Here is a 14,121-nt window from a genome sequence, read left to right as displayed (position 1 = left end):
AGTATTCAAAGGAAATTTCCTATTCGGATCCCATCAGCATGGACCCGATCGAGTGGATCTCGACGCCCGGAAACACGTGTCCGACGGCCGGCCCCCAAGCGCATGCACGCGCCCGTGGCCGCACCTGCCGCAGCGATACGCCGGGCGGCTGCCCGACGGCCGATCCGGCAGATGGGCCGCCTTCACCCCATCTTCGGCAAAGCCGCCTGCGCGCCCCCGGTCACGCCTGCGGCAACACGTCTGCCTGTCGCGATCATCGGTCGCTCGACACAGCGATACAGCAATTCCGTCACGCCCGCGACGAGCACCACCATCAACAGCGTGTACTGCGGCCACAACTGCGCGGTGATGGCCATCCCATGCGCGCGCGTGTACCGGAACATCAGCTCGTTCGTCAGAAAGAACATCGGAAGATGCACAAGATACAACGTGTAGGAGCGCCGGCCGATGCAGTCGAATGCCCATTGCAGCGGTTGCGGAAACGACACGATGCCGCCTTCGCAAGCGGCGAGGAACACGAGCGCGACCGACAGCATGGAGACGACCGGCACCGCGATGACGTTGTCGAACCCGATCGCAGTGACCGAGCCGAGCACCAACGCGAGTACGAGCACGACGACGCCGCCGAGATAGCCGTTTCCACGGGCCCTCACGCGTATCGCGGCGAACCAGGGCCGCGTGGTCGCCAGATATAGCAGGCAGCCGTAGAGCATGCCGTCGCACCGTGTCTGCGTATAGAAAAACACCTTGAGCGGATCGGCAAACAGATACGGGCGAATCGCCAGCGAGATGACGACCAGCGCTAGCGCGAGCAGCAGCGCCCGTTGCCGCGTCGAGCGCGTCAGTATCAGGAACATCGGGAACACGAGATAGAACTGCTCCTCGACCGACAGGCTCCAGTACGGCGCGAGCGGCACACCTGGCGCGATCTTGTGATCCGGCAGCCAGAAGTTGAACGTGTACGTGAAAATGGATAGCGCCGCCTGCAGGTTGTAGACGGTGCCGGCGAAATACGCTCCGGCATTCAGGAATGCCCCGCAGGCAATCACGATCAGGATCACGCACCACGCAACCGGCAGGATGCGGAACGCGCGACGCACGTAGAACGCCTTGACGTGCCTCGCGAGCGAGCCCGGGTCGTCACGCATCGCATCGAATTCGCCGACGATCGTGCGCGAAATGATGTAGCCGGAAATCACGAAGAACAGGTCGACGCCGGCCCATGCGTTGCCGAGGAGATCCAGCGGCGTCGCCGGGCCGCCGAAGTGCATCGTAAACGTCCACGGATAGAACACCTGGCGCCAGTGCACGTAGCAGGTCAGGAGCACGGCGATCGCCCGCAGGCGGTCCAGTTCCAGGTTGCGCGGCACCCGCTTCACGATGCGCGCGAGTTCCGGATTGTCCGGCAATGCCTTCATGATTTCCCCCGTCCAGGAAGGTGCGCCGGGGCAGCGGATGCGAGCCGGCGCGCCGAGCCGCGTGATTACAACTTGGTGCCGCCGTCGACCTGAACGATGTCGCCGGTGATCCAGCGCGCGCCGTCCGACGCCAGGAACGCGACGACATCGGCGATGTCTTCCGGCTGCGCGACCCGCTGCAGCGCCTGGAGCTTGAAGACCTGTTCGCGACCCGCTTCGCTGCGCACGAACGCCGACATGTCCGTGTCGACGACGCCGGGCGCGACGCCATTCACGCGAATACCGCGACTGCCCAGTGCCTGCGCGAAGTGCTTGACGAGCGTGTCGATGGCGCCTTTCGTCGCCGCGTAGGCGGAAATCTCACCCACCGGAGAACGCGCCCCGAGCGACGACAGCAGCACGATGCTGGCGCCCTCGCCCATCAACGGCAGCAACTGCTGGGTCAGGAAGTACGGCGCGCGCACGTTGACCGCGAACAACCGGTCGAAATCGTCGATCGCCATCTCGTCCAGCGGCGCATTCATGGCGATCCCCGCGTTCGCCACCAGAATGTCGAGGCGGCCGTCGAGGGCCTCGCGCGCGGCCGCGACCAGCGCGTGCGGGCCGTCCGCCGTCGCCAGATCGGCCGACAGCGCATCGGCGCGCCCGCCCGCTGCCCGGATGTCGGCCACCACGGCTTCGGCTTGCGCCGCGGCGTTCGAATAGTGCACAAGCACGTACGTGCCCTGGCGCGCGAGCGCGAGCGCCGTGGCGCGCCCGATGCCCCGCGATGCCCCCGTGACCAGTGCGGTTTTGTTACCCAGATGTGGCTTCATCCGTGATTTCTCCGGCAAAGTGATCGATGAATAGGAAACAGGCCGCGCCGTGCAGATACCTGAAGTGCGCAGCCCGAGGCCGCCGCGGCGTTCATCCGCTCCTGTCATCCGTAAGGGGAGCGGCGCTCGCGCACGGCGGCGGCATGCGGCTCCGCGCGGGGACGGCCCCGACGCGGAACGTTCGGCGCGCCCGGCTCAGCAGACTGCGGCCGAAGCCACCGCACCGCCTGCACGCGCCTCGGCAACGAGCTGATTGGCAGCCAGTTGCGCGACGGTCAGTACCGACGGGTGAATGTTGACCGCGGGTACTTCCGGGATCACCGAGGCGTCCACGACCCGCAGGTTCTGGATCCCCCACACCCGGAAGCGCGCATCGACGACGCTCGTGGCGGGGTCGCGGCCCGCTGCGCAACTGCCGACGAAATGCAGTCCCGGCGCGGCGTTCTGCCGGATGAACGCGAGCTTGTCCGCGTGCGTCCTGAGCGGCGCACTCGACTGCAGCCCGCCGTTGTACGGCGCAAGCGCGCGCGCCGCGCCGATGTCGAGCGTGCGATCGAGCGCCGCGATCATCGTGTCGCGGTCGATCGCCTCGGCCAGGTAGTTCGGATCGAGCGCCAGCGGCTGCCGCGGGTCCGCGCTGACGAGCCTTGCCACACCCCGGCTGCGCGGCTTCGCGAGGAACGGAATCAGCGTGTAGCCATCGCCCGGGGCGAGCGGGCCGCCGAACGGATACTGCATGCCGGCCACCTGGATGGTCGGCGCGCTGACCGCCGTTCCCCCGTAATACGCCATCGTCGACACGCCGTTCGACACCTGCGGTGCGATCGCCGCGCGCGCCTTGTACGTGACGCTCAACAGCAAGTGGTCGTGGAAATTGCGGCCGACGGCCGGCATGTCCTGCCGCACCTGGATATTGAGCGGAGCCAACTGGTCGAGCGGCCCCAGGCCGGACAGCATGAGCAACTGCGGCGACGCGGCCGTCCCGGCCGACACGATCGTCTCGCGGGTCGCATAGATCGTGCGCGTGGACGATCCGAGCCGCACTTCGACGCCCCGGCAAGTCGTGCCTTGCAGGGCCAGCTTCGAGACCAAGACGTTCGACAGGATCTTGACGTTCGGCCGGGTCAGCGCCGGCACCAGGAATGCCTGCGCCGGCCCGACACGGCGCCCGTCGGCGGTGGCGTTGACTTCGGTCACGCCGATGCCGTCGAGCCGCCGGCCCGCGTTCAGTTCGATTTGCCCGAGCCCCGTCGAGATGCCCGCCGCGAGATAGGCCGCGGTGATCGGATGCTGGTCGGCATAGCGGCCAACCGCAATGTGGCCGGCGGCGGAGCCGCACGTGCGCGACGCCTGCGTGACCTGCAGGTAGGCGCGATCGAGTTCGGCCGGGCTCCATTCCGGGCCGACGCGTTGCTGCCAGGCGCGATAATCGCGCGGATCACCGCGCAGCCAGATCATCGCGTTGATGCTGCCCGAGCCGCCCCAGGTCCTCCCTGCCGGCGACGCTTGCTGGCGGCCATCGAGCTGCCCTTGCGGCACGCTCGTGCGTGCCCAGTCGGTATCGCTGCCAAGATTGCGCAGCCAGTCCGCGACGAGTGCGACCTTCGGCTGACCGAGCTGGTTGCTGCCCGCCTCGATCAGCAAGACGGATGCGCCCGACGCGGACAACCTGTCTGCCAGCAGGCACCCCGCCGAACCGGCGCCGACAATGACGTAGTCGTAGCTGTCGCGCAGCGGCGCGGTCGAACCGGCTTGCGCCGTGTCGATGAACGGCGCGAACTCGCCGATCCCGGCCACGCTCGCGCCCAACGCCGCCAGTTTCCCTAGAAATGCACGCCGACTCCCGGGGCCATGACGGTCCGGATCGTTCGGTTGCGGATGTTGCGGAAAAAGATGCTCGCCTTCGTGACTCATGGACGTCTCGGCAGTGGGAGAAGGAAGAGGAAGAACGGGGAGCAACGGGCGGCGCTGCAGCGCCGCCCGGCAGACGGCCGGTCAGGTGCGCGTGATCGACACGCCGCCTTCCACGAGCAGGGCCGTTCCCGTCACGAAGCCCGACAGGTCGGACGCGAGATACAGCGCCGATTTCGCGATCTCATCCGGATTCGCCATCCGCTTGAGCGCGTGGATGCTCTCGACGAACGCCTTCTGCTCCGGCGTGCTGGCGGCCTCGCGACCCATCTCGGTGTCGGTGCCTCCCGGCAGCAACACATTGACGCGCAGGCCCGACGGGCCATACTCCGCCGCGAGCGTCTTGGTCAGTCCGATCAGCCCCGCCTTGCTCGCGGCATACGCCGCCATCCCCGGAAAGCCGACCGTGTGCCCCACGAACGACGACGTGAAGATCAACGAGCCGCGCCGGCGCGCGAGCAACGCGGGAATCTGATACTTGGCCCCGAGGAACGCGCTCGTCAGGTTGGCTTCGAGCGTGTCGCGCCAGCCGTCCAGCGTGATGTCGGTGACACTGCCGAGCGCCCCCATCGTGCCGGCATTGTTGAACGCGACATCGAGCCCGCCGAACTGGCCGACGGCCAGTTCGACGGCCTCCTTCGCGCAACGCTCGTCCGTCACGTCGCCCACCAGCGCGACGGCCTTGCCGCCGAACCCGCCAATTTCGTCGACCAGGGCGTTGAGCTGCGCCGCACGGCGCGCGACCACAACCACGCTCGCGCCCTCCTTCGCGAACAGCTTCGCGGCCTCGCGGCCGATACCCGAGCTGGCGCCCGTCACGATTGCGGTTTTGTCAGCGAGAAGATTCATTTTCTTTACCTTGATTAGCATTGCGTATTAACAGATCGCATCCGGGCGCACCGGCTGCGGTCTCACTTACGAACCCTCGGCCGATTTGAACAGCTTGATCAGGCCCGGCAGGTTCTTGCCGAAGGGTGCGACGCCTTCCTCGACTTTCTCGGCATAGCTCCAGAAATCGGTGCTGAACATCATGCCGAAATCGCGCGCCTCGCTGACGGCCTTCAACTGCACGATCGGGTTGTTCAGCGCGCCCTTGACGCCCGGCAGAATGGGCTTCGCGATCGACGTGAAGTATTCGAGCATCGACTCGCCTGGCACATCGGGCGTCCACACCAGCTGCACGACGACGGTCTTTTCCGTCACGTTGAGAAAACCGTGGATATGGTTGCGCGGACCGAATACGAGGCTGCCCTTCTTCATCGGGATCATCCGGATGGTGTCGCGTCCGGCAACGTTCGGCGGCTGGTCCAGGTCCCGGTACTTCTTCGTGCCCATCAGCATCACGATGCCGCCTTCCGGCGCATAGAACCACTCGTCGGTCAGCGTATGCAGGTGCAGCGGCGGCCCCGATCCCGGCGGAATCTCGACCTTCGCCATCAAGTACCGGCGGCCCGTGGTCTCGCCGGTACGCACGAACTTGATCGAGGCGCCCTCCGGCTCGCCGTTGACGACCAGCGGGTCGGGATCGTCCTCGACCAGCGCGAACGCGGCGGCGTTGTCCTGCGCGTCTTCGGCCCAGTCCGACTCGGCGTCGTCCTCCACCCGGTGCGGCAGCGCGCCGGCGTGATCGACCCGACCGGTCGATGTTTGCGTTTCCTCAAGCATTGCACTCATGGTCGCTCCTCAGTTGAACTTCCGTGTTGAACTATCGTGCCGCGCTTACCTGTTGCCGGGCCGTGTCGCCCGGAACACGTGCTTGATGCTCGATGACGGGCGAACGCACGGCGTGCCCCGTCACGCGATCCAGCAATTCGCCGGCGTGGCGCGGCACGCGATCGCCTCGCCACGCGACATGCTGGTCGGGTCGCACCAACACGAGGCGCCGCTCGTACAACGCGGGCGCTGCGTCCGACACGACCTCGACGATCGACAGCGGGATCGCCCGAAGGCACGCGGCATCGACGAGCCGCGCCGCATCGTCGTCGAGCGTCGGCGGTTCGGCCTTCGTTCCCACCCGCAACAACGTGAAACCCGTCCCCAGCAGGTCGAATATGGAACGGCGCGCGCCGTCCGCGCCGGTCAGCCACAGATGCGGCAGACGGCCGCCGGGCACACTGCTCGGCCGGTAGATCAGCGGGTCGTCGTCCGGCGCCTCGCCGTCGGGCCAGACAATCGCCGAGCCGTCGTATCGCGCACCGAGCTCCACACCGATTGCGTCGAACTGTGCGCGAAACGCCTGCAGCGCTTCGCCGAACCGGGCGCGCGCCGCGTCGCCCTGGGCGCCCGTCTCCTCGACTTCCGCCGGCGCGCGTATCTCTACGACGCGTTGCGTCAGCCGGCGCGCCGCAGCCGTGTTGCGTAGCGCGATCGGCCGGCGCTCCGCTTCATAGCTCGCGAGCAACGCCGCGCCGCCCCAGCCCTGCACCGCACCCGCCAGCTTCCACGCCAGGTTCGCGGCGTCGTCGATGCCGGTGTTCATGCCGAAGCCGCCCGTCGGAGAGAACAGGTGCACGGCATCGCCGCACAGGAACACGCGCCGGTCCGCGTAACGCTCCGCCACCAGGGCGACCCCGCCCTGCCACGGCGCGTGAGCGAGCACCTCCACCTCGACCGGCCGACCGACGCCTTCGCGAATCCGGCGAATCACCGTCGCGTCGTCCGGCAGCGCGCCTTCGTCGTCCGCTTTCGACATCAGCAGGAATTCGTCCGCGCCGTCGAGACTGATCAGCAGCATCCGCAAACCGGGCGCCATCACGTTGTACATCCAGGCTTCGCGCCCTTTGAGCAGCTTGCGATGCAGCGCGGGAATCCGCACATGGCTCGACAGCATTCGACCACTGAGAAACCCGTCGCTCGCCCCGCTCGCCCCGAGATAGCGAATGCCGAGCGCGCGCCGCACGAAACTCTGCCCACCGTCGCAACCGATCAGGTACGCGGCCCGCCACTGTTCGTCCGGCATCGAGCCGTGCGTCGCGGTCGCGTCGAGCCTGACGCCGGCCGCATCCTGCTCGAACCGGCTCACACACCAGCCGAACCGCAGGTCGATGTTCGGCCGGGTGTGTGCATGAGCGAGCAGGAACTGCTCGACGTACATCTGATTCGTACGCAGCAGCGGCTCGGGTACCTGGTCGGCGTCGTCCGCGGCGCGCGCCGCCTCCATTCGCTCGCGCTCCGAACCCATCGCAAGTCGCGTGAGCTCCCAATCGGCGAGCCGCGTGAAATACGCGATATCACGCGGATGACCGGGAGGCAGCCCCAGCGCGCGCACGGCGTCCGAAATGCCAAGGCGGCGGTAATGCTCCATCGTCCGGGCGTTGTGCGTGCTGCCCTTCGGATGCCAGCGGCTGCCGGGCTCCCGGTTGAACACGACCGACGCGACGCCGTGGCGATCGAGAAACAATGCCAGCAACAACCCCACCGGGCCGCCGCCCACGATGGCCACGGGACGCTCGCACGCCGGCCACGACAGCGAGCGCATTTCAGTTTCGGCGTTCGACATGCAGGCTCCGGCGTCACGCCGCGTCGGCCGCGGGCACCTGCCGGCCGGGCCACAGTCGCAGGATGTCGTACCGGTGTGCGCCGGCGCCCTCGCCATAGGCCGACGCCACGATCGTCGACGAGTAGTTGTGTTCGGCCAGCATCTCCGCCAACGCCCGTTCGTCGCCGAGGCTGCTGAAGCCGATCAGCAACTCCCCGTCCGGCGTCAGGTGCCGCGACGCCTCGCGCAGGAACCGGCGATGCGCGAGGTACCCGGCGTCGCAGAACGCCTGCATGATCGGCTGCTCGAACACGTAATCCTCCGGCACGAACACGAAGTTCGAATTCCAGTAGATCTGGTCGAATCGTTCGCCGGGCTCCAATACGTCGAACAGGTCGCCGTGCCGCGCCGATACCCGGTCCGCCACGCCGTGCGACCGCACGTTTTCCTGCGTATTGCGCACGGCCGCCTCGCTGATGTCCGCGGCCACGACGCGTGCGCAACCGGAGAGCGCGGCCACCACCGACGTCACACCGGCGCCGCAGCCGATCTCGAGGAAACTGCCGCCGCGACGATACGGCAAGTGCCGGGTAAAGATGCCCGTCGATTGAAAATGCGTCGGCGGAAAGACGCCCGCATGCACGGCGAAATTGCGGCCTTCGCACACGTACTGAACGACGCCGTCCGCTTCGGCGGCCGCCAGCCGGCGCCGCACCGATGCGAACGCATCGGATTCGTAGTCTTGAGGGTTCATGGATCCTATCCTTCGATCAAACACGTGCGACCGAGCCGCGCGCCACGTAAAGGACGTCGCGCGCCGCGACCACGTCGTCGGAGGCGTCGCGCAGCAGCCGCTTCAGCACCTTGCCCGTCGCCCCCATCGGCAGGAACGCCAAGCTCCGCACGATCGCCACGGCTACGCCGCGCTCCGACAGCTTTCCGCCGCATTCGGCGAGCAGCACCTCGAGCACGTCGTCCGCCACGCTCACCGGATCGCCAGCATGCCGGTCGGGCAGCACCAGCGCCAGCACCGCCGGATCGTCGGCGGCGCCATCGCCCACCCCGACGATCGCGACATCGCATACGCCGTCCACTTGCTGGACCACCTCCTCCAGCTGCAACGTGTAGAGCTGCCCGCCGGACGTTTCGATCACGTCGACCTCGCGGTCGATCTGATAGAAGATGCCGTCCTTGCAATACGCCACGTCGCCGGTCAGAAAGTAGCCGCCGCGCCATGCACCGGCCGTCCGCGCCGGCTGTTGCCAGTACCCGGACGTGATCGTCGGCGCACGCACCGCGAGCAAGCCGCGCTGCCCCGGCGCCACTTCGTGCCCCGTCACCGGATCGAGGATCTTCGCGACCGCGATATCCACCGGCCTGCCGATCGCGCGTTGCGGCGCGAGCGCGGCCGCGGTCGATTCGCAGCGGAACAGCGCCATGCCCAGTTCGGAGCTGCCGAACGCATCGATGAAACGGGACTCCGGCGCGCCGACCAGCAGGCGACGCGTATGGCTCTGGTGCGCCGCGTCGCCCATGCTGAACCAGCGCCGGACGGAATCGAATTCACGCTCGCCGACACCGCCCTCGACTAGTTGCATGTAGCTCTTCGGGAACGCCACGACCGTGGTCGGACGGAACGCCTGGATGGCCGCGCGCACTGCGTCGCCCTCCTGCGTCCCCATCACGTAGGTCGGAATGCCGTGCAGCACTGCGGTTTCGAGATGACTGATCGCCGCCGAATGCGATTGCGGCAGCGCCGTCAGCAGCCGCTCGTCGGGGCCTTCGGCAAAGCGGCCGATGCGGGCCCGCTTGCCCATGAAGAATTGCCGATGCTCGAAGCGCACCGCTTTCGGTACCCCGGTCGTACCCGACGTATGGCTCAGCATCACCAGCGTCGAATCCTCTGGCTCCACCGGCCACCCGTCGGGCAGACGCGCGTCGCGCCGCAGCACCGCACGCGACACGTCCACCAGCCGGCCCGCGTTCGACGCACTCCAGCGTTGTACGAACGCGCTCGTCGCCTGCGTATGCGTGTCCGCCACCAGCGTGTCGAAGCCGTTTTCGCTCATGTACGCCACGCCCGCGTCGGCCGGCATCGCGGGATTGATCAGCGCAATCGCCGCGCCGAGGCTCGTCAGCGCCAGATAGTGGAGAAACGGCGCCATGCCGTCCTCGACGCAGACGGCGACCACGTCCCCGCGGCCGACGCCGAGGCCCAGGTACCAGGCCGCCAGCGCAGCGCGATACTGCTGCAGCGTCGCGAGGCTGAAGGCCTGCACCGGCACGTCGTCGGAGTAGTGCACCGGCTTGTCCAGCTGGAGGAATTCGATGTCCTTCGACGGATTCAGCGCGAGGCACAGATCGATGAAATTGCCGCTACCCAGCGATGCATCCGCACGCAGCGTGGCCAGCCCGGACTCGGGCATGCGCGCATCCACGTCCGTCGCGTCGGCTCCCGGATACGACAGCAGGTCGGTCAACATCGCCATCCGGCGCCGCACCATTTCTTCGCCGACCGCGATCACGCGTGCGCGCCGGTAGGGCTTCTCGGCCAGCATCCGGTCGATGATTTCGCGCATCACGATCGCGTGCTGCTCGTCCTCCTCGACATGAATCTGGAAGAACCGCGTGGCCTGAAGCGGCGCATTGCGATATCGCATCGCCGCCAGGACCGGACCGTAGACGATCGGCACGATCGCCTCCGCACCGAGGCACAACGCGGCCAGGCCATCCAGCGGATCGGCGCCGCGGCAATAGTGGAACATCGCGTCGATCAGCGCACGCGTGGCCGGCAGCATCGGCAAGCTTCCCCGCACCGCCGACATCGCATCCATCGATTGAAGATACAGCTCCGCATGCGAAACCTGATCCGTGCCGTCGCCCAGCAGTTCCTCCGCCAGGTTGTGCGACAACGCCTTGAACTCGTTCACGTCGGTCAGGCCGCCCATCAGCGAGCACAGGTAACGTGTGAAGTACTGCGAATAATATTGATGCTGGATAAGGAATCCACGCAATTGCGCATCGCTGACCGTGCCATCGCGGCAAGCGGCGAGAAACGGGTTGGCGCTCAGTTCCTCTAGCAGCCCGGCCGGAAACATGTCCGTCCAAAGCTGCGGCAACTGCATGTCGTTGGCCATGCTCTGCTCCACCGGTGATTGATCAATCATTGCGTTCATCGAATTGGTTCTCCATGGCTGCGCCTCGGTGGCGCAGCAGACGGAATCACGCGACATCGAACTCGGCCACTTGCCCCGACCGGTCTTTCACGCTGTCCGCCAGTCGTCGCAGCAGCATTCGCGGCCGCGCGTGCTGGAACACGTTCCGGCCGATGCAAAGGCCGGTCGCGCCATTCCGGATCGCGGCCTGCGTCATCGCGACCAGCGTCCCCTCGTCCGCCTTGTCGCCGCCGGCAAAGAAGACCCGGATATCCCGCCCGTGCACGGAAGCAAGCTGCGCGACTTCGTCCACCGACGCATTCGCGAGCTTCACGGCGTCCGAGCCCAGCTCCGTCACCACCCGCACGAGGTGATGCAAGCGTGTCAGACGTTCCTCGGACGTAGGCACCTTCACCTTGTCGTACAGCATCGTGAGCAACGGCAAGCCGGCGGCATGCGCGGCATCCGTCACCGCGCCGAGCATCGCGAAGTTGTGCGCGAAATTACCGGCCGTGAAGTTCACCTGAATCGACACCGCGTCCGCGCCCAGCCGCAAGGCCGTCTCGATATCGGCCACCATGACCTTGGTGTCCGCATCGGGCGAGAGGCTAGCCATCCCGTTCAGATGCACGATCACGCCCGTTGTCGGGTGCAAGCATTGCCGCATGATCAGACGCTCGACCAGGCCCTTGTGACCCAGGATCGCGCTGATGTCGGGGCTTCCGATCCAGCTTTCCAGTGCCGCGGTCGCCTGGATACCTGCAATCGGCCCCATCGTCAGCCCATGGTCCACCGGCACGATCAACCCGCGCTGCGAATCCGGGAACAGGATCCGGCGCTCTCTCAGTTTTCTACCGACGTAGCCCATCGACGCCCCCTACTTTTCGATGATCGTCTCGTTGATCTTGATTCCAACGTGGCGCCCCGGTTCGGTCACGTAGCCCAGCACCTTGTCGCCAGGCTTCAGTTCCGAGATATTGAGCGGCTTGGCGGCATCGGAGAACACGCGCACGTGCCAGTCGTCCTGCATCAGGATGTTGACGCGCTCCTTGCCCGGGAACTCCACCTCGATCAGGCGCAGCGGGCGCTGCTCGATCTTCATCCGTCCGACCGTCGCGCGCCGCACCCGGCCTTTCGAATTCACGATCATCACCGGCGAGCCCGCCTTGAGTTCGCTCATGTAATCGGTGCGGTTTCCGGTGTTGAAGACATAGGAGTGCACGGCCCCGGCGTTCACGCGAAACGGGCGCAACTCCATGTAGGGCAGGAAGAATACTTCCGGGCAGGCAAGGAGGCCGCCCTGCGACGTGCTGCCCACCAGCATCCCCTCGTCCGGCGCGAACAGCGTCGAGGTGTCGATACACGCGCGGTAGCCCATTCCGACCGGGCGGCTCTCGATCACGGTACCGGCCTGGATGCTCAGGTTCTCGTGTTCCGCATCCGCCATCTGCTCGAGAAACGCGCTCATCACCTGATGATCGCGCGGCGAGAAGATCACGCCTTCCGCGCCGTACTCCATCACGCCGTACGACACGATCGCGTCATCGACATTGGTCGGCTCGTTGATTTCCTTCATCAGGATCGTGCCCGTCGACTGCAGCGATGCGATCACCAGTTCCAGCGGGATGTTGGTCGGATCGCGGAAACGGATCCATAGATAGTCGAACGCCAGCCCGTCGTTGATGGAGCCGAGCAGGCTGTCGCGATCGTCCACGTAGCTCGTATAGCAGGTCGCAATGCCGTCCGCGCCCAGTTGCCGCAGCGCGTCGAGATCCGGGCAGGCCACGATGCGCCGGCGATTGACGTCGTCCTTGAACTCGGCGAACAACGGGCCTTCGCGAAACGCCTTGATGTCGGCGGCATTGCCCAGGCGCAGCACGACCCTCATACGGCTGGGAATGGCCGGCAGCAGGTTGGCGACGTTACCTGGGTAGACCACGACGCCGCTGTACAGTGAGTTGACGACCCGCACGAACATGCTGTCGTCCGGATGTGGACGAGCCAGTTGTGCCGTGTCGTACCACACGAGTTGCCCGTCCAGGGACGCGCGCTTCGACTGACCGTTCGCCAGCACGTTGGTCAGCTTCACCGACGTCCGCTTCGCGACCGTTTCCTGTGTCTCGAATGGCGTGGCAGCCGCCGCTGCCTCCTTCGGTGCCGGCGCTTCCTTGATCTTCGCTGTCACGCTCGCATTGCTCATACGCATCATCTCCCGGTGGATAAACAAAGGCGCGGCGCATCTGAAATGCGCCTAGCCTGGAACAGCCGGCGGTCAAGCCCGAAGCAGTTCGCAAGGCATCCCCAACTGCGATACACGGCCCATCTTGTTATCGGAAATCAGCACTTCCCTCGGAGGCTCCTGTTTCAGACAGCGCCGCAATGCGGCGATTGCCGCAGCCATACGATCCGGAGTAAAGCCAACCGGCTCCCTCGGATAACAGATGTAACTTTTCCGGCAACTGAAAAATACATACCCGTTATTCGGTAAATTCGACGAATCAAAATATTCGACCACCCAGCAAATCTGAGCCGATTCGTTCATCATTGACTCACCCGAAAAACGCAAGCAGCCCGCGCAATCATCAGAAATTACGCATACCCCATGCCAAATTAACGGTAAGTAAAACTAAATTAATAAAACAGACTGAATATCGACGATTCCATGGTGATTAATTCTCGAGCCACCCGCCGCCCGGCCCGGAGCCAGCGCCCAATCGGGCGGCATGCCTTTCTCAACTCACCCTGCCGTCTCTCACCGGCAGGCCATCGTCCTTCACACAAGCGCCGAAGCGATGCATCGCTTCTTGCTTTGAAACAATGATTTCGTCCATTGCCCTGGGCGAGACGACTTCACTGTTTCCGTAATCGATTTAATGCAATCGACTATTGAATCATTTCAACACAAGCGCATATTGCTTCGCCTGATCATTATTCTATCCGACGGATTTTTGACATTCCTTCAACATCGTCGGCATCGCGTCGCTAGTGTAAATGCAGATAGCGCCGCTTTTGAATACCAGAGCAAAAAATTTATCCGAATGAGAGAGCAAGAATGCTATTGACTCGCCTCCCCGCGCTTGATCTCTTGGAGTATCGATTCCCGGATCGGGTACGCAGCCGAAATCGGGCGCCAGAGACTTGGCCGTCGGTGGCAGCGGGAGGGGAAGACAGCGGGGGTGTCAAGCGGTCGCTGCCGGTGCGCGTGGCGGCGGCATGCCATGGCCGCGCCTGAGGAGTGGCATCCTGAGTGGTATGTGCGGGATAGTGTGTTGAGCCTCGGGATCGAGGCCAGCCTCGGCGAAGCGTTCACTCATTGCGGAGTCACGGAACACCTGGTCTAGACC

General features: G+C 65.6%; 10 protein-coding genes. All 10 read right to left on the bottom strand.

What is annotated here, in order from left to right; genetic code table 11:
- Positions 1-182: 182 nt before the first annotated feature.
- The 10 genes from CFB41_RS17650 to CFB41_RS17605 all read right to left on the bottom strand — a co-directional run bounded on the left by CFB41_RS17650 (position 183) and on the right by CFB41_RS17605 (position 12,977).
- Positions 183-1,418 (bottom strand): acyltransferase, encoded by a 1,236-nt coding sequence (locus CFB41_RS17650; RefSeq protein WP_089457293.1) that lies wholly within the window; start codon positions 1,416-1,418, stop codon positions 183-185.
- A gap of 65 nt (positions 1,419-1,483) precedes the next feature.
- Positions 1,484-2,233 (bottom strand): SDR family NAD(P)-dependent oxidoreductase, encoded by a 750-nt coding sequence (locus tag CFB41_RS17645; protein ID WP_089443663.1) that lies wholly within the window; start codon positions 2,231-2,233, stop codon positions 1,484-1,486.
- A gap of 195 nt (positions 2,234-2,428) precedes the next feature.
- Positions 2,429-4,147 carry a GMC family oxidoreductase gene (locus tag CFB41_RS17640; protein WP_089443664.1) on the bottom strand — a complete coding sequence of 573 codons (1,719 nt, stop codon included), beginning with the start codon at positions 4,145-4,147 and terminating at the stop codon, positions 2,429-2,431.
- Positions 4,148-4,228: 81 nt separating this feature from the next.
- Positions 4,229-4,993 carry an SDR family oxidoreductase gene (locus CFB41_RS17635; RefSeq protein WP_089443665.1) on the bottom strand — a complete coding sequence of 255 codons (765 nt, stop codon included), beginning with the start codon at positions 4,991-4,993 and terminating at the stop codon, positions 4,229-4,231.
- A gap of 66 nt (positions 4,994-5,059) precedes the next feature.
- Complete coding sequence (locus CFB41_RS17630; RefSeq protein ID WP_144029947.1) at positions 5,060-5,818, bottom strand: cupin domain-containing protein; 759 nt, start codon at positions 5,816-5,818, stop codon at positions 5,060-5,062.
- 31 nt (positions 5,819-5,849) lie between these two features.
- Entirely contained in the window at positions 5,850-7,643 is a 1,794-nt protein-coding gene (locus CFB41_RS17625; RefSeq protein ID WP_218828694.1) for an FAD-dependent monooxygenase, read from the bottom strand.
- A 13-nt stretch (positions 7,644-7,656) separates the two neighbouring features.
- Positions 7,657-8,376, bottom strand: a complete 720-nt coding sequence (locus CFB41_RS17620; RefSeq protein ID WP_089443667.1) for a methyltransferase — start codon at positions 8,374-8,376, stop codon at positions 7,657-7,659.
- Between the two features lie 16 nt (positions 8,377-8,392).
- Entirely contained in the window at positions 8,393-10,798 is a 2,406-nt protein-coding gene (locus CFB41_RS17615; protein WP_179250088.1) for an AMP-binding protein, read from the bottom strand.
- Between the two features lie 46 nt (positions 10,799-10,844).
- Positions 10,845-11,645: a class I fructose-bisphosphate aldolase gene (locus tag CFB41_RS17610; RefSeq protein ID WP_089457289.1), complete on the bottom strand. Its 801-nt coding sequence runs from the start codon at positions 11,643-11,645 to the stop codon at positions 10,845-10,847.
- 9 nt (positions 11,646-11,654) lie between these two features.
- Positions 11,655-12,977: a 3-dehydroquinate synthase II gene (locus tag CFB41_RS17605; RefSeq protein ID WP_089458906.1), complete on the bottom strand. Its 1,323-nt coding sequence runs from the start codon at positions 12,975-12,977 to the stop codon at positions 11,655-11,657.
- Positions 12,978-14,121: the final 1,144 nt, after the last annotated feature.

It is taken from the genome of Burkholderia sp. AU33803, from assembly GCF_002223095.1.
Classification (GTDB): Bacteria; Pseudomonadota; Gammaproteobacteria; order Burkholderiales; family Burkholderiaceae; genus Burkholderia.
Note: the sequence above shows the minus strand (reverse complement) of the source record. Positions and strands in the feature narration are given on the sequence as shown.

What these genes read in the sequence shown, in the direction of transcription:
- CFB41_RS17650 (WP_089457293.1), bottom strand. Translation starts at nt 1,418, where the DNA reads ATGAAGGCATTGCCGGACAATCCGGAACTCGCGCGCATCGTGAAGCGG.
- CFB41_RS17645 (WP_089443663.1), bottom strand. Translation starts at nt 2,233, where the DNA reads ATGAAGCCACATCTGGGTAACAAAACCGCACTGGTCACGGGGGCATCG.
- CFB41_RS17640 (WP_089443664.1), bottom strand. Translation starts at nt 4,147, where the DNA reads ATGAGTCACGAAGGCGAGCATCTTTTTCCGCAACATCCGCAACCGAAC.
- CFB41_RS17635 (WP_089443665.1), bottom strand. Translation starts at nt 4,993, where the DNA reads ATGAATCTTCTCGCTGACAAAACCGCAATCGTGACGGGCGCCAGCTCG.
- CFB41_RS17630 (WP_144029947.1), bottom strand. Translation starts at nt 5,818, where the DNA reads ATGAGTGCAATGCTTGAGGAAACGCAAACATCGACCGGTCGGGTCGAT.
- CFB41_RS17625 (WP_218828694.1), bottom strand. Translation starts at nt 7,643, where the DNA reads ATGTCGAACGCCGAAACTGAAATGCGCTCGCTGTCGTGGCCGGCGTGC.
- CFB41_RS17620 (WP_089443667.1), bottom strand. Translation starts at nt 8,376, where the DNA reads ATGAACCCTCAAGACTACGAATCCGATGCGTTCGCATCGGTGCGGCGC.
- CFB41_RS17615 (WP_179250088.1), bottom strand. Translation starts at nt 10,798, where the DNA reads ATGAACGCAATGATTGATCAATCACCGGTGGAGCAGAGCATGGCCAAC.
- CFB41_RS17610 (WP_089457289.1), bottom strand. Translation starts at nt 11,645, where the DNA reads ATGGGCTACGTCGGTAGAAAACTGAGAGAGCGCCGGATCCTGTTCCCG.
- CFB41_RS17605 (WP_089458906.1), bottom strand. Translation starts at nt 12,977, where the DNA reads ATGAGCAATGCGAGCGTGACAGCGAAGATCAAGGAAGCGCCGGCACCG.